The following is an 18,864-nucleotide window of genomic DNA, read 5'->3' on the forward strand; positions in this document are numbered from 1 at the left end:
CGCCCGCCGCACAACGGCGGCGGGCCGCAAACCCTCCTGGGAGGTAGTTGTTCGGACTCAGCGGGCTCAGCTCTTGCGCTGGGTCACTGCCACGAACGGGGCCGGTGCGTGCTGGACGGACTGGCTGCCGCAGTTCGGGCAGTTCGGATGGGCAGAGGCGTGTTCCGCGAGATGCTCGGTTTTCTCGAACATATGGCCGCACTTCTCGCAGCGGTATTGGTAGACGGGCATGGAGTTCCCCAACGCGGTGCACGCGCCGCGGGGCGCGTGTCAGCTTCATTCTAGGACAGCGGTCCGCGCCCCGAAGCGTGAAAGTTAGCCCTGCCGGAGCCGGCGCGCTGCGCGCATGCGGCGATGTCACCGCGAATTCACTTTCTCTTGCCGCGCTCCTGCCTGCCGCTATGTGAATGCGTCTTCCGCCGCGCATTGACATCAGGCAAATAGCTGGTCGCGCTCGCCGCGGAACAAGCGCCGCAATGCTGCGCAAACCCAGGTCAAGCATCGCGGCATGGCGCCGTTCTATTGGCAGGTCACGCATTTCCCGAACTGGCCGTGTCCATGCCCGCCTCACGCAAGTTCCCTGAACTAGCAGAATTACGATTCAAGAGGGCGCGGAACATAGCCAGAATTTCGGATTTGTGGTGACGCAATCGCCCAGTGCAACCGGCGTGGACCGGTTGCCGCCCATCCGGAGATAGCTATGTACGACGGAGTCTTGCGTGTCGCCCTGGCAGACGACCACCCGCTGGTCGTGGCCGCCCTGCGCGACTGCCTGCAGCGCAGCGGCAGTGTCCAGATCAGCTGCGAATGCCGCAACGGCACCGAGTTGCTCGGCGCGCTGGACCAGCATCCCGCCGATATCGCCATCACCGATTTCTGCATGGGCCACGGCGATACCTCGCTGGACGGCTTCAACCTGCTGGGCCGCCTGGCGCGCCGCCATCCGCTGACGCGCGTGGTAGTGATCAGCGCACAGTCCAATCCCGCCATCATCCGCCGCGCCATGAAGCTTGGCGTGCGCGCCTTTGTCAGCAAGGAAGACCACCTGGAGGAAGTCGTGCGCGCCTGCATCCACGTCGCATCCAGCGGCAGCTGCTTCTATTCGCCGGCGGTGCACGCCATCCTGCAACACGCCACGCTGGCCGGCGCACCGGCCACCGAACTGACGCAGCGCGAACTGGAAGTGATCCGGCTCTATGCGCAGGGCTTACAGCTGACCGACATCGCCGGCAAGCTCGGCCGCTCAGTCAGCACCATCTCCAGCCAGAAGACCGTGGCCATGCGCAAGCTGGGGGTGCAGACCAATACCGGGCTGATCCGCTACGCCTATGAAAACCGCCTGATCTGACACGGCCGGAGCCGCCGATGCAGCAAACCGTCGACCGTACCCGTGAAACCCTGGCCAGCGCCTTCGATGCGCTTGCCGACAATGCGCGCCGCCAGCAACACCTGTATTCAGTGACCATCGCGGTGCTGATCACCATTGTGCTGTTCTCCGGCTTGCTGCTTGCCGGCCTGGCGACGGAACAGCACCTGGACTACCGCCGCAGCGACGTCTCGCGGTACGCCAGTTCGGTCTCGCAGTTGCTGCATAACGAGTCCTCGTTCCTGCGGCGCACCGTGCTGAGCATCCGCTACAACCTCGATGCGCCCGCACCGGAGCCGTCGCGCGATGCCGGCTTCGGGGCCTTCCGGCGCACCGGCACCGCCAGCCTCCACGTCGATGCCGTGCGCAAGGACTATCACCTGCTTGCCACCGAGGCAACGCGGCAGGGCTGGGGGGCGGGGCTGCCGGCGCAGTTCGTGCGGCTGCGGCAGATTGCCCTGGCTGCGGTGGCGACGCAACAGGCGTTCGATCTCGACCACGGGGCCTACGCGGTCGCACTGAACGAAGACAGCGCCGTGGTCATCAGCCAGCCCGAGGGCGGCGCGCGCGCACCGCTTGCGCTCGACCCCGCGCTGATCCCGCTGCTGCGCACACGGCTGACCCAGGCGCTGCTGGAGCGCAGCGGCCGCAGCGTGCCAGCGCGCGACCAGCAGGTCTGGGTGGGTCCGCTGCGCCACCCGGTGGACGACGCCCCGGTCATGGTGCTGGCCGGCGCCGCCTATGCCGGCGACACGCCCACCATGCTGGTGGCCGCCTGCGTGCCCCTGCACGCTTTCCTGGCCGACTTGCAGCGCGCGGATGATCCGGCGCTGCTGGCGCTGCTCAATCCAGCCGGCGAGATCATCGATGTATCGCCGCGCGACTGGCCGGCGGCATCGGCCAGCGTCCATGATGTGGCAGCCGGCGCGCGCCTGCTGTCGCACAACACGCTGGATGTCACGCCATCGGGCATGCGGCTGGTGCAGCCGCTGCCGGCAGGCTTCGGGCAGCTGGTCTACCACATGCCGTATCGCATGCTGGGTGCGGCGCTGGCAGCGGAGCTGGCCGTGATCGCCGGCGCCATGCTGCTGCTGACCGGCGCGATTGGGCTGGCCGCGCGCTACTGGAGCCGGCACCTGCTGCGGCGCACGCACGCCGAAGCCTCGCGCGCGCTGGAAAGCGAGCTGATGAACCACGTGCTGGTCAATGCCACGCCGGTCGGCCTGTGCATCGTGCGCCAGCACGACTACGCCGTCCTGACGTCGAACCCGCTGGCCGGCGTGCTGCTGCAGTGGCAGCCCCATGGCCACCTGCCCGATGCGGTAGCGGAGGCATTCAACCGACACCCGTGCGGTGGCAGCAGCGGGCAAGCGTCCATTTCCAGCTTTACCGTCGCGGCACCGCCGTGCGTGCCGGCAGATGAGCCACCCGGCCACGGCGATGCCAGACAGCACTTCCTGCAAATCACCTACGCGCCGGCGCGCTACCGCGATGAAGCCGTGCTGTTCTGCGCCGTGCAGGACTGCACCGCGCAGCAGGCACTGCAAGAGCAACTGCGTTCCGCCCAGCAGGCCACCGAGGCGATGATGCGCGCACGCTCGACCTTCTTCGCCGCGATGAGCCACGAGATCCGTACGCCGCTGAACGCATTGCTGGGCAACCTGGAACTGCTCGCGCGCGGCAGCGGCCTGGCAGCACACGCGCCCCGGCTCAGGGCGCTGGACACCGCCGCCGAGGCGCTGCGCCGGATCGTCAACGATGTGCTGGACTTTTCCAAGATCGATGCCGGCAAGCTCAGGCTGGTCAACGCGCCCTTCCGCCCCGTCGAGGCGCTGGAAAGCGTGGCGCTGACCCATGCGCCGATGGTGTCCGGCCGTCCCATCCGCTTTCACCTGCAGCTGTCGCCGTCGCTCGATGCGGAGGTCACAGGCGACCGCATGCGCCTGGTGCAGGTGTTCAACAACCTGCTGAGCAACGCCTTCAAGTTCACCGCCAGCGGCCGCATCACCGTAAGCGGCGAGCTGCGCCAGGACCACCACGGCACGCTGCGGCTGGTCTGCCGCGTCAGCGATTCCGGCATCGGCATGCCGCGATCGCTGGCGGCGCGCGTGTTCCAGCCCTTCGTGCAGGGCGATGCCGCGACCGCCAGCCGCTACGGCGGCACTGGCCTGGGCTTGTCGATCTGCGCCCGGCTGTGCGAGCTGATGGGCGGCAGCATCAGCGTGGACAGCGTGCCGGACGTGGGCAGCGCGTTCACGGTCTCGATGCCGCTGCCGCCCGCTGGCACGCCGCGGCCACCGGTCCCGGCCGCGGCGGCGCAGTGCGGCGACGTGGTCGTGCTGTGCCAGGACATACGCACCGGCGAGGCCCTGGCCGCGTGGCTCACTACGGCAGGCTGGCGTGCCGATGTGCTGGCATCGCAGGCGGCCGCGCTAGCATCCTTCCAGGTCAAGCTGCCACGCGTCATCGTCGCCACGGAAGAGTACCCCCTGGCGGCACTGGCCGGCCTGCGCGATGCGGCAAGGGTGCCGGTTGTGTGGGTGACGCCGGAGGGCCCGCATCGGCCACGCCAGTGCGCCCCCGGCATGCACGAAGTCACGGCCTACAGCCACCGCGCGCTGCTCGACTGCGTGGCCCAGGCGGCCGAAGGCGCCACGCCGGCGCTTGCGCCGGCTGACGGCAACGCGCCGACGGCGCAGGCACTCCCGGCACCGGCCGCGGCGCCGCTGACCATCCTTGTCGCCGAAGACAATGCGCTGAACCAGACCCTTGTTGCCGAGCAACTGCAGACACTTGGCTGCCACCCGATTGTCGCGGGCAACGGCAAGCAGGCATTGGCGGCGCTGGAGAGCACGCACATCGACGCGGTGCTGACCGATATCCATATGCCAGTCATGGACGGCCACGCGCTGCTGCGCGCGGTGCGCGCGCAGCATCCCGGCATGCCGGTACTGGCCTTCAGCGCATTCACGTGCAGCGAGCCGTCGGCAGACTGGCGCCTGCGCGGCTTTTCCGGCTTTGTGGCCAAGCCGGCGTCGTTGCAGGACCTGCAAGCGTGCCTGCATGGCCTGCCCGGCCGCAGGCATGCCGCAGCCCCGCCTCCTGGCACCAATGACGATCCGGCTGCGGCTTCGCAGGCCGAAGCCGCTGATCGCCGTCGCTATGAAGACATGCTGCGCCGGCAGCTGCAGCAAGACCTGCCAGCGTTGGCGCACATCATTGCGCAGCGGGACCTGCCGGCATTGCGGCACTGGGCCCATGCCGCGGCCGGCGCCTTCATGATCGTGCGCCGCCAGCCCATCGTCGAGGCATGCCTGGCACTGGAAACATTGTGTGACGCAGCGCAGGGGTGGACCCCGGCCGCCGCAGCCGCGGCCGGAGCCCTGCTTGAACGGCTGGGCGGCTACGTGCAGGCCGCCGCAGCGGGATAGTGCGCCCGGCGCGCTGCGCTTTACCACAATTAGCGGATTTGCGAGCATCGCCACGCGGGACGATAATGGCAACGCTGCGCCGTGGCCGTCCTGGCCATGCCTGACCGATGCTGGCGCGGCATTGTCTTCAATGTCTCCCCCCATGCAGCCAGAACAAGGCCTTCCCCAGCCACAACGGACCTGGGCGATCCTCACTGTTTTCTTCGGCCTGATCATGGCCGTGCTCGATGGCTCGATCGCCAACATCGCCCTGCCCTCGATCTCGCGCGAGCTGCAGGCCGATCCGTCCAGCACGATCTGGGTGGTCAACGCTTACCAGCTGACGGTGACCGTGTGCCTGCTGCCGCTCTCGTCGCTGGGGGACATCCTTGGCTACAAGCGCGTGTACCGGGCGGGGCTGGCCACCTTCCTGCTGGGCTCGCTGCTGTGCGCGCTGGCGGTCAACCTGCCGATGCTGGTGGCCGCGCGCGTGCTGCAGGGCATCGGCGGCGCCGGCATCATGAGCGTCAATACGGCGCTGGTGCGCTTTATCTACCCGCCCACGCGCCTGGGCCGCGGCATCGGGCTGAACGCGCTGGTGGTCGGCGTGACCATCGCCGTGGGCCCGTCGCTGGGCGCGCTGATCCTGGCGGTCGCCAGCTGGCAATGGCTGTTCGCGGTCAACGTGCCGGTGGCCATCGTCGCGCTGGTGCTGAGCCGCACTTCGCTGCCGGCGACGCCGCCGCAGCCGCGCGAGTTCGACTACCCCAGCGCGCTGCTGTCGGCGCTGGTGTTCGGCATGTTCATCCTCAGCGTCGATGTCCTGGGCCATGCCGGCTGGCGCATCGCAGGCGCTGCGGGCATGGCCGTGGCCGTGGTGCTGGGTTGGCTGCTGGTGCGGCGCCAGCACGGCCGTTCCGCGCCGCTGGTGCCGGTGGACCTGTTTGCCAGCCGCGCCTTCACGCTGGCGGTGGGCACCTCGTTCTGCTCTTTCATGACGCAGATGCTGGCCTTTATCGCGCTGCCGTTCTATCTCGAATACCAGCTCGGCCGCTCCCTGCAGGAAACCGGCCTGCTGATCACGCCCTGGCCGCTGATGGTGGCCGTGATGGCAACGGTGTCGGGCCGGCTGTCGGACCGCTATCCGGCCAGCATCCTGGCCGGCATCGGGCTGGCCATGCTGGCGTGCGGACTGGTCGGGCTGGCCACGCTGGGCCCGGACGCCGGCAGCCTGGACATCGTCTGGCGCATGGCGATGTGCGGCACGGGCTTCGGCTTCTTCCAGTCCCCCAACAACCGCGCCATGATCGGCGCCACGCCGCCCGAGCGCAGTGGCGGCGCCAGCGGCGCGCAGGCGACCACGCGGCTGCTGGGGCAGACCACCGGCACAGCGGTGGTGGCGCTGCTGTTCAGCCTGGCGCCGACCGGCGCGGCGCGCATTGCGCTGTATCTGGCGGCAGTGGTGGCGGCGCTCGGGACCTTGATCAGCCTGAGCCGCTTGCGCGATGCCAGCGGCGCGGAGCCTGCGCGGGCGGCGGTAGAACCGGACGCCTAGGTCTTTCGCTTGACGGTCAGGGGCCCCTACTCTGCCTTCGCCCCCGACTCCTTCACCACCCGCGCCCATTTCGCAATCTCCTGGCGCTGGTACGCCGCCAGTTTCTCCGGCGTGCCCAGGATCGGATCCAGCCCCAGCGTCTTCAGCTTCGCCTGCACATCCGGCAGCGTGAAGATGCGGTTGAGTTCGGTGTTGAGCCTGGCCACCACGTCCTTCGGCGTATTGGCCGGCGCGAACACGGCGAACCATGAATCGGCTTCAAAGCCTGGCAAACCCTGCTCGGCCAGCGTCGGGATATCCGGTGCCGAGGCCGAGCGCTTCGCGCTGGTGATGCCCAGCGCGCGCAGCTTGCCCTCGCGCACCACGGGCAGGGCCGACGGCAGGTTGTCGAACATCATGGTGATATGGCCGCCGAGCAGGTCGGGGATGGCCATGGCGCGGCCCTTGTAAGGCACGTGCGTGATCTTGACGCCGGCCATGGCATTGAACATCTCGCCGGCCACGTGCGGCGAAGTGCCGACGCCGGGGGTGCCGAAGGTCAGGCCACCCGGCCTGGACTTTGCCAGCGCGATCAATTCGGCCACGCTCTTTGCCGGCACGCCGGGATTGACCACCAGCACGTTCGGCGTCGAGGCGATCAGGACCACGGGGGCGAAGTCCTTGACCATGTCGTACGGCATCTTGCTGTACAGCGCGCCGTTGATCGAGTGCGTGCCGACCGTGCCCAGCGCCAGCGTATAGCCGTCGGCCGGCGCGTGCGCCACGGCTTCGGCGCCGATATTGCCGCCCGCGCCCGGCTTGTTGTCCACCACCACCGGCTGGCCCCATGCGGGCGAGATCTTTTCCGAGACGATGCGCGCCAGCGTGTCGGGCGCGCCGCCGCTGGGGAAGCCGACCACGATCCGGATCGGCTTGGCGGGATAGCCTTGTGCCAGCGCGGGGGCCGCGCTCACCAGGGCGGACGCGGCGAGCACTGCCGCGGCAACGGTACCGAAACGCATGGATTCTCCTCCTGTTGCCGGCGGCTGCATGGCCGCCCGCATTGTGAAGACGGCGGCCAATGCCGCCGCCGGGACCTGCCAGGACTTCTTGTGTCTTCAGACCGCGATGCCGCCGAACTCTTGCATCACCTTGTCATGCAGGCGGCGCATGCCGCGCAGCCAGCGGTCGTAGTCCTGGCCCTTGCGGCGATAGTACTCAAGCACTTCCGGGTGCGGCAAGATCAGGAAGCGCTCATCGGCCACCCCTTCCAGCGTCACCGCGGCGACGTGCTCGGCGGTGACCGAGCCTTCCTGCAGGAAGCCCTTGCGCTCGCCCTTCTCGCCGAACAGCATGTTGGTCTGCACGCCCTGCGGGCAGATGCAGCTGACCTTGATGCCGCGGTCGCCGTAGGTGATCGACAGCCACTCGGCAAAGCCGATGGCGGCATGCTTGGTCACCGCATACGGCGCCGAGCCGATCTGCGACAGCAGGCCCGCGGCCGACACCGTGTTGATGAAGTAGCCGTCGCCGCGCTCCAGCATCTGCGGCAGCACCGCCTTGGCCGCGTGGATATGCGCCATCACGTTGATTTCCCAGATGCGCTGCCAGTCGTCGGCGCTCGCCTCCAGCCCCTTGCGCAGGATGATGCCGGCGTTGGAGCAGAAGATATCGACCTGGCCAAAGCGGCGCGTGGCCTCGTCGGCCAGGCCCTGCACGGCGGCCGCATCGGCCACGTCGACCGGCTGGGCGAACACCTGGCACGCAGGCGCCGCGGCCTGGACTTCGGCGGCAACGGCGGCGGCGCCCGCCGCGTTCAGGTCGGCCACGGCCACGCCGCGCGCGCCGGCCTGCGCAAAGGCCAGCGCCAGCGCGCGCCCGATGCCGGTGGCCGCGCCAGTCACCACAACGGTCTTGTTGCGTACTTCCATGGGTTGTCTCCTCGTTGAATTCGGATGTTTGCGTCAGCCGTTGGACGCGTCGGCCCGGGTGCATGGGCCAGGCTCAGGCTGCGCTGAGGCAAAGCGGGCGGTCGCACGCGCGCCGCCCGGCTGCCACAGCCGCGCCTGCAAGGTCTCGGCAAGGTCGCGCACGCGCGGGCCCAGGTTGCTTTCCAGGATCTCGGGCGACAGCCGTGTCGCGGCGCCGCCGATATTCAGCGCCAGCACCTCGCTGCTGCCCGCCAGACGCAGCGGCGCCGCGGCGCCGCTGACGGTGCGGTCCCATTCGGCGTGCGCCACGCAGAAGCCGCGCCGCGCGTGGTCGCGCAGCGCACGGTCGATGCCGGCGCGCACGGCGGGCCAGCGCGTGCCGTAGTGGCGCGCCAGTTCGGCCAGCGCGGCCTCGCGGTGATCGGCATCCAGCCCCGCCAGCCAGGCGCGGCCGATCGCCGAGGTGGCCATCGGCAGGCGCGCGCCCGGCGCCAGCCGGATCACCAGCGCCCCGCGCGGCTGGCAGCTTTCCAGGTAGACCATGGCGTGCCGGTCCGGCATGGCCAGTGCCACCGTGCAATCGGTGGTAAACGCCAGCGACTGCATCAGCGGCTGCGCGATCTCGCGGATGCCGGCGCCGCCTATATAGCGATGGCCAAGCGCCATCGCGCCCTGCCCCAGCCGGTATTTCTCAGTGGCTTCGATGTAGGTGAGATAGCCGAGCGTGGCCAGCGTGTAGGTGAGCCGCGACACGGTCGGGCGCGGGATGCCGGTGCGCCGCGACAGCTCGGCGTTGCCCAGGTAATCGTCCTGCGGCCCGAAGGCGCGCAACAGCTCCATGCCGCGTGCCAGCGCGGTGACGAAGTTGCGGTCGTCGGCGCAGGCATGGCCCGCCTGCGCGTCGGCCGGCACCAGGATATGCGCGGCATCGGGCGGCGGGGTTGGAATGGTGGTGGTGCGTTTCATGGGCAGGCGGCCGGGAAGAGAACATTGATAGCAGCAACGGGGCCGCGCAGGGACCGCTATGTAGGGAAATCATGTGCGCGAGAGACGGCGTTCATGGATGTGCATCAGCAGGTTAGCGCGGCCGGTCTCCGCCTGAAGGCAAAGCGAACCCCTGCACGGCGTATGAACCCGCTCCCCCAGGTTATCCCCTACTTCGGGCAAAGCGCGCCTGAAAGCACTGAGTACGGCTCGAATCGAGGTCGTCGCGCAACGTGGAAATCACGATGAAATAACGGGATGGACGGGTGGCGGGAAGTAACCAACGGGCAACGGTGCCTGAACCGGCCCGGCCGGCAAGCACGCTAAGCGAGCGCCGCCTCTGCTGCCATGGCAATCTGCCAACTGGGTGGACTGCCGATACTCGCCGTCAGGTGCGTGCAGAATGCCCTGACCTTGGCGCTGGCGTGCTGTGTTGCGCGCAGCAGGTAGATTCCGCCCGGTGCTTGCGGCAACAGCGCGTCGAGCGCCAGCTCCACCAGTCGGCCCGCACCAATATCCGGGCCCACCGACCAGTCGGGCATCAGCGCGATACCCAGCCCCTGCAGCACGGAGAGCCGCCGGGCATCGCAGTCATCGCATTCGAGCGCAAAGGTCGCCTGCGCGGTATGCGCCGGCGTCAGCAATTCCCGCCAGCCGCGCATGCTGGTGCTGTGGCCACGGTCGATCAGGCGGTGCCGCCCGAGGTCATCGGCATGGAGGGGGCGCCCGTGCTGCGCCAGGTAGGCGGGCGTCGCGCAGATGATGTAGCGTTGGTCGGAGAGACAACGGGCGATCAGCGAGCTGTCGGCCTGCTGGCCGACGCGTATGACCACGTCGAAGCGTTCCACCACGGGATCCACCACGCGCTCGGTCAGCACCAGTTCCACGGACAGGCGCGGGTATTGCGCGTAGAGGGCGCCCAGGTACGGCACCACGTGGCGCCGTCCGAAGGCCGGCAGGCAAGCCACCCGCACCAGGCCGCTGACGCCCTGCTCGAGCGCGGTGACGGCGTCTCGCGTATCGTCGAGTTCGTGCAGGATACGCGTGGCGCGCACGAACAGCAGGTCACCGGCGTCGGTGCGGACCAGCGCCCGCGTGGACCGCGTGAACAGCGGCACGCCGAGCTCGCGCTCCAGGGCATCGATCTGGCGGGCGACCGATGACGCGACCAGGCCGCGTTGGCGGGCCACGGCGGAGAAGCTGCCGGACTGCGCGACTTCGACAAAGATGGCCAGGTTTTCAGCGAATCGGGCGGATTCCATTTTTGCGTTCTATGCAAAGGCATTGCGCGGACATGCCGGCTTCACGTGCATATGTTCCCGAGTCTAACATTCGGAAAAACAAAAGCAACCGTCTAGCTTCGCGCAACAAGCAAAAGTGGCGCGCCAGACCTGTCAAGACCAACCATGGAGCGGATCGCGATGGAGACAACCGTAGCAACCACAGCGGGAACGACGATGCCCCGTGTCCTGCAACGCCTGGCGGGCGTTGGCGCGCTTGCCGCCATCGCCGTGGCGATGGCAGTTCCGGCCAGCGCCCGCGCCGAAAACTGGCCAGCCAAACCGGTGACGCTGATCGTGCCCTATGCGGCGGGCGGCACAGTCGACAAGGTCGCGCGCCAGGTCCAGGACGCCCTGCGCAAGCGGCTGGCGCAACCCGTGATGATCGACAACCGCGCCGGTGCAGGCGGCACCATCGGCACCGGGCAGATTGCGCGCAGTCCGGCGGACGGCTACACCGTCGGCATGGTGTTCGATGCCTTTGCCACTGAGCCCTTTATCTATCCCAAGCTGCCGTATGCCTCGCACAAGGACCTGACCGGCGTCTCGTACATGGTGCGCTCGCCGATGGTGCTGGTCGTCCCCGCCGCTTCGCCTTACAAGACGCTGCAGGACTACGTTGCCGCGGCGAAGAAGCCGAACACGGTGTCCTACGCATCCGTGGGCGCGGGAAGCTCCAACCAGCTGGTGGCCGAGCTGTTCCACGAAGCGGCCGGCACCAGCGGCATCCATACCCCTTACAAGGGCGGCGGGCCTGCGCTCAATGACCTGCTGGGCGGCCACGTCGATTCGATGATCGCCAGCCTGCCGCTGGTGTTGCCTTACGTGCAGTCCGGCAAGCTGCGCGCGCTGGCCGTCACCGCGCGGCAACGCGATGCGCGCCTGCCGGCCATACCCGCAGTGGCCGAGAGCTACAAGGGATTCGAGGCGTATTCCTGGGTGGCGATGATCGCACCCGCGAAGACGCCGCCTGACGTGATCGGCAAGCTCGCGGCCAGCGTCAATGCCACGCTGCGTGATCCCGCGATCGCGAAAGTCCTTGCCGACGGCGGCTTCGAGGTGATTGCGGGCGATTCTGCACAGGCCAACAAGCTGATCCGGGAAGAGGCGGTACGCTGGGGCCGGCTGATCAAGGACCGGCATATTGCAACCGAGTAAGCACGCATCGATCATGCAGCCCTTCATCTACCAGACTCACCCGCAACGCATCGTCTTCCGCTCCGGCGCGCTGGATGCGCTGGGAGATGAAGTCGATATGCTTGGCGCCCGCAAGGTGCTGGTGCTTTGCACACCGGGGCAGCGCGCCCTGGCCGAGCGTGCCGCGGCGGTGCTTGGCGCGCGCTGCGCCGGCATCTTCGACGGCGCTGTCATGCATGTGCCGGTGGAGCAGGCGCGCCTGGCCCGGTCGACCGCGGCTGCGCTTGGCGCCGATGCGGTGGTGGCGATCGGCGGAGGCTCCACCATCGGGCTTGGCAAGGCCATCGCCCTCGAATCGGAACTCCCCATCGTTGCCGTGCCGACCACCTATGCCGGATCGGAGATGACGCCGATCTATGGCATGACTGAGGGCGGGCTCAAGCGCACCGGCCGCAATGCGCGGGTGCTGCCGCGCACCGTGATCTACGACCCCGAGCTGTCCCTGCGCCTGCCGGTGCCGGTCAGCGTAACCAGCGGGATCAATGCCATCGCGCATGCCGCCGAGGGCCTGTACGCCGCGGACCGCAGCCCCGTCAGCGAGTGGATGTGCCGCGACGGCATCGCCGCCCTGGGCCGCGCCCTGCCCGTCATCGCACGCGGCAGTGGCTCAGCGCTGCTGGCGGCGCGCGGCGATGCGCTCTACGGGGCCTGGCTCTGCGGCGCCGTGCTGGGCAGCGTCGGGGTGGGCCTGCACCATAAGCTTTGCCACACGCTCGGCGGCAGCTACAACCTGCCCCATGCCGAGGTGCACACGATCGTGCTGCCGCATGCGCTGGCCTATAACGCCGTGGCAGCGCCGCAAGCCATCGCCACGGTCGCGGCCGCGCTCGGGCGTGAGGATGTCAATGGTGCGCAGGCGGTGTTCGAGCTCGCGGCAGCGCTGGGCGCGCCCGTTGCGCTGCGCGACATCGGCATGCGCGAGGAAGACCTCGATCAGGCCTGCGCGCTGGCGCTGCTTGAACAGTATCCCAACCCACGTCCGCTGGACGCGCCCGGCATCCGGCAACTGCTGGACGATGCGTTCCATGGACGGCGGCCGGGCTGAGTCGGCGCCAGTCAGTGGTCGGCCTTGCAGATGCCGAGTTGCTGCGCCATCAGCACCAGATCGGCAAACGTGCGCGCCTTCATCTTGCGCATGGCCTGGCCGCGGTGGATCTTGACGGTGACCTCACTGATGCCCATCTCGCCGGCAATCTGCTTGTTCAGCAGGCCGGACACCGCCAGGCCCATGACTTCGGATTCACGCGGCGACAGCGTGGCGTAGTTGGCGCGAATCTCCTCGATCCTGCTCACCGCCTGACGGCGCAGGCGGTCCTTTTCCAGCGCGGCGGACACGGCGTCAAGCAGATCCTGGTCGCGAAACGGCTTGGCCATGAAATCCTCGGCGCCCGCCTTCATCGCCGCCACGCTCATGGCGATGTCGCCATATCCGGTCATGAAGATGATGGGAATGTGGATGCCCATCTGTGCCAGGCGCGTCTGCAGGTCAAGCCCGCTCGGGCCACGCAGCCGTACGTCCAGCACCAGGCAGCATGGCGCGTCGGGCAACTTGAACGCGAGCAACTCGGCGGCCGAACCGAACAGTGCTACCTGCATGCCCACCGAACGGAACAGGTTGCCCAGCGCATTGCGCAGCATGGCATCGTCATCGACGATCAGCACCGTCTGCTCATCGTTCGCGCCGGTCCTGGCAGGCTCCCCACTGGCGGCGGTCACGGCTGGCTCTCCTCTTGCTCTCGCTGGCATGATTCGTTTGTCGGCTCACCGGTGTTCTGGCGATGATATACAGCAGCGTTGACTGCTCAAATACGTGCCGGGGCGAACCGCAAGCCTTTCCTGCAAGAATTTCTAGCACAGGCCTCCGGGGCTTGCCAGTTTACCGTTGCGTAACCTGACTGCGCCGTCACGCCGTTCAGGATACCGGCATCGGGCTGGGGCCAGTGGCGGCGGGGCGGTTGTATCTGGCCCGATCGACTGGACCTGGCCCGGTCGAACCGGTCCGGGTTCAGCCCTCGTCCCGGCGCGCCAGCAGGGCTTGCTCGATGCATCGGATGATCTCCGTATCCTGAATCGGCTTCTTGAGGAAGCCGGCGGCGCCCGCTGCCAGGGCGCGCTGCTCGGAGCCCGCTTCGGCAAAGCCGGTCATGAAAATGACCGGCTTGTCGAAGCCGCGCGTACGCAATGCTTCATAGAGCGCAAAACCGTTCATGCCGGGCATGACCACATCCGTGATCACACATGCGATTCGGTCGAGCGCGACAAACTGCAAGAGCGCCAGTCCGCTACCAAATAGTTCCGCGCCGTAATCATACGAGCGCACCAGCCGTCCCATGGCATCTCTGACAGATGCATCGTCGTCAACGATAGCGATCACGGGAGCGGCAGACACACAAAGTCCTCAGTCAGTCGTTAACGCGCCGCATCCTCGCCGTTTGCGTGGCTCTCGGCGGTCAGCGCCGGTCCCGGCGCACCGGTGATCTTTGGCATGCATTCCGTGTGGAACCATGCCACGGTGACCGGCTCGCCCGCGATCATGCGCTTGATCGGCGGCACCACCTGTTCGCCGATCAACATGCCGAGCAGGCCGATCAGCGCCACCACCGGCGGTGCCGGAGAGCGGACCTGCATCAGCGCGTAGATGATGCCGACCAGGATGCCGGCGCCAAGGGAGACAAGGTAGAGCTTCATACGGGCCTCGCACTACGGAAACGGAAACGGAAATGGAAACGGGAACAGGAGCGGGAACAGGCGCTTCAGTGCTTGTCCGGGGGCAGTCCTCCCCCCAGCAGATGTCGTACGCGCGCCGGCCCGGCACCAGTATGAAAGGCGGTGACTTCGCGTTGCAGATCGGCGTCGGCGTTCGGCACACGCCGGTGTTGCCGCAGGTGCTCGGCCCATGACTCGACCAGGAACCATTCCGTCAGGAGCTCCGGATCGCCCGGATCTTCCATCACGCCCCAGCTGAATGCGCCATCTCTGCGGGACCAGTTCCGGCACGATCGACTGCCAGGTTGGCCCCATCATCGCCGCCCCGATACCGCCCGCAAATGCCAGCGCGATCAGGATCTCGATCGTCAGCGCCTGACGCCAGGCCAGCAGCATCAGCGTGCCACTGACCAGGGCCAGGCAGACCTGGATCACGATCAGGAAGCGGCGCCGGTCAAGGATGTCGGACAGCACCCCGGCGGGAATGGCGAGCAGGAACACCGGCAGCGTCGACGCGGCCTGGATGGTGGCGACCGCAGCCGGCGAACTCGACAGGTCGGTGGCCAGCCATGCACTGGCAACGTCGCGCATAAAGCTGCCGATATTGCCGAGAATCGTGGCGACCCACAGCACGGCGAACGTGGGCCGGGCCAGCGGGGCGAACGTGCCGCCCGGTGCCGGGCTCAGGGTGGATGCAGCGGACTGCGTCATGGTTGCGCCCGGGCGCGCAGGTCGTCCCACGCCACCAGCAGAAAGCCGCCAACCAGACCCAGGTGCTCGAAGAACGCATTTTCCATCATGAACCGGGCTTCGGGCGGCGCGTTCCAGAAGCTGTTGGCCATGACCGTGGCCGCCAGCGTGAACGCGGCCAGCGCCAGTGCGCCAAGCCAGCGCCAGCGGCCGAGCAGGATCATCGCTGACGCGCCGAGCTCCAGCGCAATCGTTGCCGCGGCCAGCGGCGCCGCCGGTGACAGGCCGAAGTGCTGCATCTCGGCCACCGCGCCGGAGAAGGCAAACAGCTTGACCAGGCCGCCCTGGAGGTAGGCCGCGCACAGCAACAACAGTGCGATCCAGCGCAGCCAGCCCGGCAGGTGCAGCGGTGTGTCGCTGGCGGTTGCCGGCGAGGACCTCGAAGGTTGCATGACCAGTCTCCGATCAGTTGGCGCGGGTTCAGAATGCCCAGCAGGAGCAGCCGAGCGCGCCCCAGAACGCGCCTTCGTCCGACGTCGGCACGTTCGAGGTCCACGCCTTCGCATGCGCATGGCCGTGCACGCCGCACGAAGAGGCGCAACCGCAGGCTGTGTTCAGCGCCAGTGCGCGGGCCTGGGCCTGTGGGCGCGGCTGGTACTGGCTGCCGTGGCGGGCCGGCGACCAGTCCGGCATCGCGGGCGGGATCTGGGGCGAATGCTTGCCGAACTCGCTGTCGCCGTAGACGATCTTGCCGCCGAGCACGGTCATCACCGACGTGATGTCCTGGATGTCATCGCCGGGTACCGCGAAGTAGTCGGCGGACAGCACGGCCAGGTCGGCCAGCTGGCCCGTCTTGATCTGCCCCTTCTTGCCCGCTTCGGACGAGAACCACGTATTGGACTCGGTCCACAGACGCAGCGCCGTCTCGCGGTCGAGCAGGTTGGCCTGTGGATACATCGACATCCCGCCCACCGTCTTGCCCGTGGTCAGCCAGTACAGCGACACCCACGGGTTGTATGACGCCACGCGCGTGGCATCGGTGCCGGCGCCTACCTTGACGCCCTTCTCCAGCATCTTCCGGATCGGCGGCGTGGCCTCCGCGGCCTTTGCGCCGTAGCGCTCGACAAAGTACTCGCCCTGGTAGGCCATGCGGTGCTGCACGGCGATGCCGCCACCGAGCGCGGCGATACGGTCGATATTGCGATCGGAGATCGTCTCGGCGTGATCGAAGAACCGGTTCAGGCCGCTGAACGGGATATCGCGCGCCACCTTCTCGTAGACATTGAGCGCGCGCGAGATCGTCTCGTCATAGGTGGCATGCAGCCGCCACGGCCAGCGCTTTTCGGCCAGCAGGCGGATCACCGGCTCCAGGTCCGCTTCCATCGACGGGGGCATGTCCGGTCGCTCGACGCGAAAATCCTCGAAGTCAGCCGCCGTGTAGACGAGCATTTCCCCGGCACCGTTGTGGCGATAAAGGTCGTCGCCCTGGCCCGGCTTGACCGCCGACGTCCACGTCTTGAAGTCACTCAGTTCCTCCTTGGGCTTCTGCGTGAACAGGTTGTACGCGAGCCGCACCGTGAGGTGGCCTTCCTTGTGCAGATCCTCGATGACGCTGTAGTCCTCGGGGTAGTTCTGGTAGCCCCCGCCGGCATCGATCACGCCGGTCACGCCAAGGCGATTCACCTCGCGCATGAAATGGCGCGTCGAGTTCTTCTGGTACTCGGGCGGCAGCTTCGGGCCCTTGGCCAGCGTGGCGTACAGGATCGTCGCGTTGGGCCTGGCCAGCAGCAGGCCGGTGGGATTGCCGCTGGCGTCACGCACGATCTCGCCGCCCGGCGGGTTGGGCGTGTCCTTGTTGTAGCCGACGGCGCGCAGGGCCGCGCCATTCAGGATCGCGCGGTCGTACAGGTGCAGGATGAACACCGGCGTGTCCGGCGCCGCCGCGTTAAGCTCCTCGATGGTCGGCAGGCGCTTCTCGGCAAACTGGTGCTCGGTGAAGCCGCCCACCACGCGCACCCATTGCGGCGCGGGGGTGCGGCCCACCTGCGCCTTGAGCATGCGCATGGCATCGGCCAGGGAGCGCACGCCGTCCCAGCGCAGCTCCATGTTGTAGTTCAGGCCGCCGCGGATGATATGCATATGGCTGTCGATCAGCCCGGGAATGACCCGCCGGCCATTCAGGTCGATCACCGTGGTCTGCTTCGCCGCGAGTTTCATGATCTCCTGGCGGGCGCCCACGCTGACGAAACGGCCATCCTGGATCGCGACGGCGTCGGCTTGCGGATTGGCGCGGTCCAGCGTGGTGAACTTGCCGTTGACAAGGATGAGATCTGGAGTCGGGCTCGGTGACATGGCGAAAAGCTCCGAAGAGGCCCCCGCACCGATGGCGGCGGCCGAAGCGATGAATTGCCGGCGGGATACTGACATGGGCTTATGCGCTCAGGAAGGCCAGCAGGTCGGCGCTGACCTGGTCGGCGTTGATCACGCACATGCCGGGCGACGCGCCCCGGGTACGCCTTGAGCGTAGCGCGCCTGACGATCTTTGCCGACAGCCTGCAGGGATAGTGATGTCGTGCATCTGCTTTGGATCCTCCGAAATGGCGCGTCTGGCGCAGCAATGATCAGCGGGCCGGGACGGGGGCCAGCGACTCGTGCGGCGTGGCGGTGCGCTGCGCCGCCTTGTGGACCATCGTGTACGCGTAATCGACGCCCATGCCGTAGGCGCCCGAGTGCTCCTTGACGAGCTTCATCACGGCGTCATACGTATCGCGGTGTGCCCAGTCGCGCTGCCACTCAAGCAGCACCTGCTGCCAGGTCACGGGCACGGCACCGGCCTGCACCATGCGCTGCATCGCATAGTCGTGCGCTTCCTTGCTGGTGCCACCCGACGCATCGGCCACCATGTAGATCTCGTAGTTGCCTTCCAGCATCGCGCACAGGGCGAAGGTCGTATTGCAGACTTCGGTCCACAGGCCGGCCACGACGACCTTGTTGCGGCCGTTGGCCTTCAGCGCGTCACGTACCTTCTGGTCGTCCCACGAGTTCATCGAGGTCCGCTCGAGCGTCTTCGCATTCGGGAAGACATCGAGGACCTCCGGGTACGTGTAGCCCGAGAACGACTCGCTTTCGACCGTGGTGATGGTGGTCGGGATATTGAAGATCTTCGCCGCCTTGGCCAGGCCCACCACGTTGTTCTTCAACGCCTGGCGGTCCATCGACTGGACCCCGAAGGCCATCTGCGGCTGATGGTCGATGATGATGAGCTGGCTGTTCTGCGGAGTCAGGACTTCGAGCTTGGGGTTCGACATGGTCTGGTTCCTCTATGGCGGTTGGGGGCGAAGATCAGGCGTCGCAGCATGCGCCGGGCCGTCCGTTCGGATGGCATCGGAGCGCCGTGTTCCCATCTGCGGGAATCGCGCGATGCCACCGGATGCAAGACTAGACAGCCTTCGCCGCGGTAGCCATCAACCTTTCGTATTAGTGGCCGGAACCTTCCGCTGCTTGATGCGGCTGGACAGCGGATGCTGGCGCGGCTTTCAGCTGCGTGCTGTGGTTTGTGTCTGCCGGCAAGGTGAGGGCCGGGAAATTGCGCGGACGCACATGAAGCTGGAACGGACCATTGGCAGTTGGGCTCGCCCGCAAGGGATGATCGCACCTTGCCAGGTCGATGGCATTAGAACCCGTTTCATAATGAAAAAGGGGCGCGAAGGCTGCTGCCGGGCCGCAGGGCTAGGCGTGGCCGACGCCGCGTGGTCACTCCACGCAA

16 protein-coding genes and 2 pseudogenes are annotated in these 18,864 nt (G+C 67.6%); 5 read left to right on the forward strand and 13 right to left on the reverse strand.

Annotated features, from left to right (window positions below):
• Window positions 1-66 precede the first annotated feature (66 nt).
• A complete protein-coding gene (locus ACW4E8_RS36110) occupies window positions 67-231 on the reverse strand; it encodes an FmdB family zinc ribbon protein (RefSeq protein ID WP_010812787.1) in 165 nt (54 codons plus the stop codon).
• Window positions 232-700: 469 nt separating this feature from the next.
• Between ACW4E8_RS36110 and ACW4E8_RS36115 the strand changes: the two genes are divergently transcribed.
• From ACW4E8_RS36115 to ACW4E8_RS36125, 3 genes are all read left to right on the forward strand, one after another.
• Entirely contained in the window at window positions 701-1,348 is a 648-nt protein-coding gene (locus ACW4E8_RS36115; protein ID WP_456808876.1) for a response regulator, read from the forward strand.
• A gap of 17 nt (window positions 1,349-1,365) precedes the next feature.
• Complete coding sequence (locus ACW4E8_RS36120) at window positions 1,366-4,797, forward strand: ATP-binding protein (RefSeq protein ID WP_456808877.1); 3,432 nt, start codon at window positions 1,366-1,368, stop codon at window positions 4,795-4,797.
• A 142-nt stretch (window positions 4,798-4,939) separates the two neighbouring features.
• The gene (locus tag ACW4E8_RS36125) at window positions 4,940-6,331 is read left to right on the forward strand and encodes an MFS transporter (RefSeq protein ID WP_456808878.1); all 1,392 of its coding nucleotides are present in this window, start codon (window positions 4,940-4,942) and stop codon (window positions 6,329-6,331) included.
• Between the two features lie 26 nt (window positions 6,332-6,357).
• On the opposite strand, the gene ACW4E8_RS36130 is transcribed toward ACW4E8_RS36125, so the two are convergent.
• The 4 genes from ACW4E8_RS36130 to ACW4E8_RS36145 form a co-directional block, all read right to left on the reverse strand.
• On the reverse strand, window positions 6,358-7,332 hold the full coding sequence (locus ACW4E8_RS36130) for a Bug family tripartite tricarboxylate transporter substrate binding protein (RefSeq protein WP_456808879.1): 975 nt from the start codon (window positions 7,330-7,332) through the stop codon (window positions 6,358-6,360).
• 96 nt (window positions 7,333-7,428) lie between these two features.
• A complete protein-coding gene (locus ACW4E8_RS36135; protein WP_013953578.1) occupies window positions 7,429-8,241 on the reverse strand; it encodes an SDR family oxidoreductase in 813 nt (270 codons plus the stop codon).
• A 33-nt stretch (window positions 8,242-8,274) separates the two neighbouring features.
• A complete protein-coding gene (locus tag ACW4E8_RS36140) occupies window positions 8,275-9,207 on the reverse strand; it encodes an IclR family transcriptional regulator (RefSeq protein WP_456808880.1) in 933 nt (310 codons plus the stop codon).
• 341 nt (window positions 9,208-9,548) lie between these two features.
• On the reverse strand, window positions 9,549-10,487 hold the full coding sequence (locus ACW4E8_RS36145) for a LysR family transcriptional regulator (RefSeq protein ID WP_456808881.1): 939 nt from the start codon (window positions 10,485-10,487) through the stop codon (window positions 9,549-9,551).
• A gap of 195 nt (window positions 10,488-10,682) precedes the next feature.
• On the opposite strand from ACW4E8_RS36145, the gene ACW4E8_RS36150 reads away from it, so the two are divergent.
• Together ACW4E8_RS36150 and ACW4E8_RS36155 are read left to right on the forward strand one after the other, a co-directional pair.
• Window positions 10,683-11,663 carry a tripartite tricarboxylate transporter substrate binding protein gene (locus ACW4E8_RS36150; RefSeq protein ID WP_456808882.1) on the forward strand — a complete coding sequence of 327 codons (981 nt, stop codon included), beginning with the start codon at window positions 10,683-10,685 and terminating at the stop codon, window positions 11,661-11,663.
• Window positions 11,664-11,676: 13 nt separating this feature from the next.
• Window positions 11,677-12,747, forward strand: a complete 1,071-nt coding sequence (locus ACW4E8_RS36155; protein ID WP_456808883.1) for a maleylacetate reductase — start codon at window positions 11,677-11,679, stop codon at window positions 12,745-12,747.
• Window positions 12,748-12,758: 11 nt separating this feature from the next.
• On the opposite strand, the gene ACW4E8_RS36160 is transcribed toward ACW4E8_RS36155, so the two are convergent.
• The 8 genes and pseudogenes from ACW4E8_RS36160 to ACW4E8_RS36195 form a co-directional block, all read right to left on the reverse strand.
• Window positions 12,759-13,418 (reverse strand): response regulator transcription factor, encoded by a 660-nt coding sequence (locus ACW4E8_RS36160; protein ID WP_456808884.1) that lies wholly within the window; start codon window positions 13,416-13,418, stop codon window positions 12,759-12,761.
• A 289-nt stretch (window positions 13,419-13,707) separates the two neighbouring features.
• Complete coding sequence (locus ACW4E8_RS36165; RefSeq protein ID WP_456808885.1) at window positions 13,708-14,091, reverse strand: response regulator transcription factor; 384 nt, start codon at window positions 14,089-14,091, stop codon at window positions 13,708-13,710.
• Between the two features lie 20 nt (window positions 14,092-14,111).
• Window positions 14,112-14,390 (reverse strand): XapX domain-containing protein, encoded by a 279-nt coding sequence (locus tag ACW4E8_RS36170; protein ID WP_456808886.1) that lies wholly within the window; start codon window positions 14,388-14,390, stop codon window positions 14,112-14,114.
• 291 nt (window positions 14,391-14,681) lie between these two features.
• Window positions 14,682-15,119 (reverse strand): annotated as a pseudogene (locus tag ACW4E8_RS36175) (MFS transporter); the annotation flags it as partial.
• Window positions 15,116-15,550 carry a DoxX family protein gene (locus ACW4E8_RS36180; RefSeq protein WP_456808887.1) on the reverse strand — a complete coding sequence of 145 codons (435 nt, stop codon included), beginning with the start codon at window positions 15,548-15,550 and terminating at the stop codon, window positions 15,116-15,118. The gene ACW4E8_RS36180 and the pseudogene ACW4E8_RS36175, both read right to left, overlap by 4 nt.
• A 28-nt stretch (window positions 15,551-15,578) precedes the next feature.
• On the reverse strand, window positions 15,579-17,450 hold the full coding sequence (locus ACW4E8_RS36185; protein ID WP_456808888.1) for an amidohydrolase: 1,872 nt from the start codon (window positions 17,448-17,450) through the stop codon (window positions 15,579-15,581).
• 79 nt (window positions 17,451-17,529) lie between these two features.
• Window positions 17,530-17,653, reverse strand: a pseudogene (locus ACW4E8_RS36190) (alpha/beta fold hydrolase); the annotation flags it as partial.
• A 66-nt stretch (window positions 17,654-17,719) separates the two neighbouring features.
• Window positions 17,720-18,406 carry a hydrolase gene (locus tag ACW4E8_RS36195; protein ID WP_456808889.1) on the reverse strand — a complete coding sequence of 229 codons (687 nt, stop codon included), beginning with the start codon at window positions 18,404-18,406 and terminating at the stop codon, window positions 17,720-17,722.
• Window positions 18,407-18,864: the final 458 nt, after the last annotated feature.

It is taken from the genome of Cupriavidus sp. CP313 (assembly GCF_054072015.1).

Bases quoted from the DNA above. Each gene is read 5' to 3' on its own strand.
- ACW4E8_RS36115 (WP_456808876.1), top strand. From the start codon at position 701: ATGTACGACGGAGTCTTGCGTGTCGCCCTGGCAGACGACCACCCGCTG.
- ACW4E8_RS36120 (WP_456808877.1), top strand. From the start codon at position 1,366: ATGCAGCAAACCGTCGACCGTACCCGTGAAACCCTGGCCAGCGCCTTC.
- ACW4E8_RS36180 (WP_456808887.1), bottom strand. From the start codon at position 15,550: ATGCAACCTTCGAGGTCCTCGCCGGCAACCGCCAGCGACACACCGCTG.
- ACW4E8_RS36140 (WP_456808880.1), bottom strand. From the start codon at position 9,207: ATGAAACGCACCACCACCATTCCAACCCCGCCGCCCGATGCCGCGCAT.
- ACW4E8_RS36185 (WP_456808888.1), bottom strand. From the start codon at position 17,450: ATGTCACCGAGCCCGACTCCAGATCTCATCCTTGTCAACGGCAAGTTC.
- ACW4E8_RS36135 (WP_013953578.1), bottom strand. From the start codon at position 8,241: ATGGAAGTACGCAACAAGACCGTTGTGGTGACTGGCGCGGCCACCGGC.
- ACW4E8_RS36145 (WP_456808881.1), bottom strand. From the start codon at position 10,487: ATGGAATCCGCCCGATTCGCTGAAAACCTGGCCATCTTTGTCGAAGTC.
- ACW4E8_RS36150 (WP_456808882.1), top strand. From the start codon at position 10,683: ATGCCCCGTGTCCTGCAACGCCTGGCGGGCGTTGGCGCGCTTGCCGCC.
- ACW4E8_RS36155 (WP_456808883.1), top strand. From the start codon at position 11,677: ATGCAGCCCTTCATCTACCAGACTCACCCGCAACGCATCGTCTTCCGC.
- ACW4E8_RS36170 (WP_456808886.1), bottom strand. From the start codon at position 14,390: ATGAAGCTCTACCTTGTCTCCCTTGGCGCCGGCATCCTGGTCGGCATC.
- ACW4E8_RS36195 (WP_456808889.1), bottom strand. From the start codon at position 18,406: ATGTCGAACCCCAAGCTCGAAGTCCTGACTCCGCAGAACAGCCAGCTC.
- ACW4E8_RS36110 (WP_010812787.1), bottom strand. From the start codon at position 231: ATGCCCGTCTACCAATACCGCTGCGAGAAGTGCGGCCATATGTTCGAG.
- ACW4E8_RS36130 (WP_456808879.1), bottom strand. From the start codon at position 7,332: ATGCGTTTCGGTACCGTTGCCGCGGCAGTGCTCGCCGCGTCCGCCCTG.
- ACW4E8_RS36125 (WP_456808878.1), top strand. From the start codon at position 4,940: ATGCAGCCAGAACAAGGCCTTCCCCAGCCACAACGGACCTGGGCGATC.